This window comes from Acinetobacter sp. YH01010, assembly GCF_013420775.1.
Lineage (GTDB): Bacteria > Pseudomonadota > Gammaproteobacteria > Pseudomonadales > Moraxellaceae > Acinetobacter > Acinetobacter amyesii.
Genome location: NZ_VOYF01000056.1, coordinates 1 through 2,533 on the forward strand (window position 1 = coordinate 1; position 2,533 = coordinate 2,533).

Here is a 2,533-nt window from a genome sequence, read left to right on the forward strand (position 1 = left end):
TATTAAAGCGAGAAACATACGCTTGGATTATGCTGGGCGTGATGTTTTGGATATTGATGAATTGGAAATTCACTCTTATGACCGTATTGGTCTTGTGGGTGATAACGGAGCAGGAAAGAGTAGTTTACTCAAAGTACTTAATGGCGAAATTGTTTTAGCCGAAGCGACATTACAGCGTTTTGGTGATTTTGCACATATCAGCCAACTGGGCGGAATCGAAATAGAAACGGTCGAAGACCGGGCAATGTTATCTCGCCTTGGTGTTTCCAATGTACAAAACGACACAATGAGTGGCGGAGAGGAAACTCGTGCAAAAATTGCTGCCGCATTTTCCCAACAAGTACATGGCATTCTAGCGGATGAACCAACCAGCCACCTTGATCTCAATGGAATAGATCTACTTATTGGTCAACTTAAAGCATTTGATGGAGCATTACTTGTTATCAGTCATGACCGATATTTTCTTGATATGGTTGTAGACAAGATATGGGAGTTAAAAGACGGTAAAATTACGGAATATTGGGGTGGTTACTCGGATTACTTGCGTCAAAAAGAAGAAGAGCGACAACACCAAGCCGTAGAATATGAGCTGATGATGAAGGAACGGGAGCGATTAGAATCTGCTGTGCAAGAAAAACGCCAGCAAGCTAATCGATTAGACAATAAGAAAAAAGGAGAAAAATCCAAAAACTCTACCGAAAGTGCTGGACGACTTGGGCATGCAAAAATGACTGGCACCAAGCAAAGAAAACTGTATCAGGCAGCTAAGAGTATGGAAAAGCGTTTGGCTGCATTAGAAGATATTCAAGCACCAGAGCATTTGCGTTCTATTCGTTTTCGTCAAAGTTCAGCCCTAGAACTGCACAATAAGTTCCCGATTACGGCAGATGGTCTGAGCTTAAAATTTGGTAGCCGTACTATCTTTGATGACGCTAACTTTATAATACCGCTTGGCGCTAAAGTCGCTATAACTGGATCGAATGGAACAGGGAAAACGTCCTTGTTAAAAATGATATCAGAACGTGCTGATGGATTAACCATATCTCCAAAAGCTGAAATTGGCTACTTTACACAAACAGGATATAAATTTAACACGCATAAATCTGTGCTCTCCTTTATGCAGGAAGAGTGCGAGTACACAGTTGCGGAAATTCGTGCAGTATTGGCTTCAATGGGGATCGGAGCGAATGATATTCAAAAAAACTTATCCGACTTATCGGGAGGTGAAATCATCAAACTGCTTTTATCCAAAATGCTTTTAGGAAAATATAATATTTTGCTTATGGATGAACCAGGAAACTATCTTGACCTAAAAAGTATTGCCGCATTAGAAACAATGATGAAGTCCTATGCAGGAACTATTATCTTCGTATCTCATGACAAGCAATTGGTCGATAATATTGCTGACATTATCTACGAGATCAAAGACCACAAAATCATCAAGACTTTTGAGAGAGATTGTTAATGATAGCCAATCTAATCCGAACATTAATTATTGAACTCTTTAAAGGAAATTAAAAATGACAATTCAAGATATTCAATCACTTGCTGAAGCACACGGCTTGTTGCTTACGGACAAAATGAATTTCAATGAAATGGGCATTGATTTTAAGGTCGTTTTTGCTCTTGATACAAAGGGGCAACAATGGTTGCTGCGTATTCCTCGTCGTGATGGCATGAGGGAACAAATCAAGAAAGAAAAACGCATTTTAGAATTGGTAAAAAAACATCTTTCTGTAGAGGTTCCTGATTGGAGAATTTCATCTACAGAATTAGTGGCTTATCCCATACTTAAAGATAATCCTGTTTTAAATTTGGATGCTGAAACCTATGAAATAATTTGGAATATGGACAAAGATAGCCCGAAATACATAACATCTTTGGCAAAAACCTTATTTGAAATCCATAGTATTCCTGAAAAAGAAGTTCGGGAAAATGATTTGAAAATTATGAAACCTTCAGATTTAAGACCTGAAATAGCAAACAATTTGCAGTTAGTAAAATCTGAAATTGGTATAAGTGAGCAATTGGAAACCCGCTACAGAAAATGGTTGGATAATGATGTTCTATGGGCAGATTTCACCCAATTTATACATGGCGATTTATATGCTGGGCATGTACTAGCTTCAAAGGATGGAGCTGTTTCAGGCGTTATTGATTGGTCAACAGCCCATATAGATGACCCAGCGATTGATTTTGCTGGGCATGTAACTTTGTTTGGAGAAGAAAGCCTCAAAACTCTAATCATCGAGTATGAAAAACTAGGGGGTAAAGTTTGGAATAAACTATATGAACAGACTTTAGAAAGAGCAGCGGCCTCTCCTTTGATGTATGGTTTATTTGCCTTAGAAACTCAAAATGAAAGCCTTATCGTTGGAGCAAAAGCTCAGTTGGGAGTTATATAATTTAAAAATATGATTGCTGAGAACTGCCTTGTTTTGAAACTTGGTTGGCTTTAATTAGTTTTTAGTATTCTTTATAGAAAATGCCTCGATCAAGGGGCATTTCTAACAATCATTTAACATAAAATTTC

Annotated in this window: 2 protein-coding genes; both read left to right on the plus strand. The window is 38.0% G+C overall.

The genetic code is table 11. The features are described from left to right. Nucleotide 1: 1 nt before the first annotated feature. The gene (gene msr(E), locus FTT77_RS17105; protein ID WP_306229565.1) at nucleotides 2-1,465 is read left to right on the plus strand and encodes an ABC-F type ribosomal protection protein Msr(E); all 1,464 of its coding nucleotides are present in this window, start codon (nucleotides 2-4) and stop codon (nucleotides 1,463-1,465) included. Between the two features lie 55 nt (nucleotides 1,466-1,520). Then, nucleotides 1,521-2,405 carry an Mph(E) family macrolide 2'-phosphotransferase gene (locus tag FTT77_RS17110; protein ID WP_000155092.1) on the plus strand — a complete coding sequence of 295 codons (885 nt, stop codon included), beginning with the start codon at nucleotides 1,521-1,523 and terminating at the stop codon, nucleotides 2,403-2,405. Nucleotides 2,406-2,533: the final 128 nt, after the last annotated feature.

What these genes read in the sequence shown, in the direction of transcription:
- FTT77_RS17110 (WP_000155092.1), top strand. Translation starts at nt 1,521, where the DNA reads ATGACAATTCAAGATATTCAATCACTTGCTGAAGCACACGGCTTGTTG.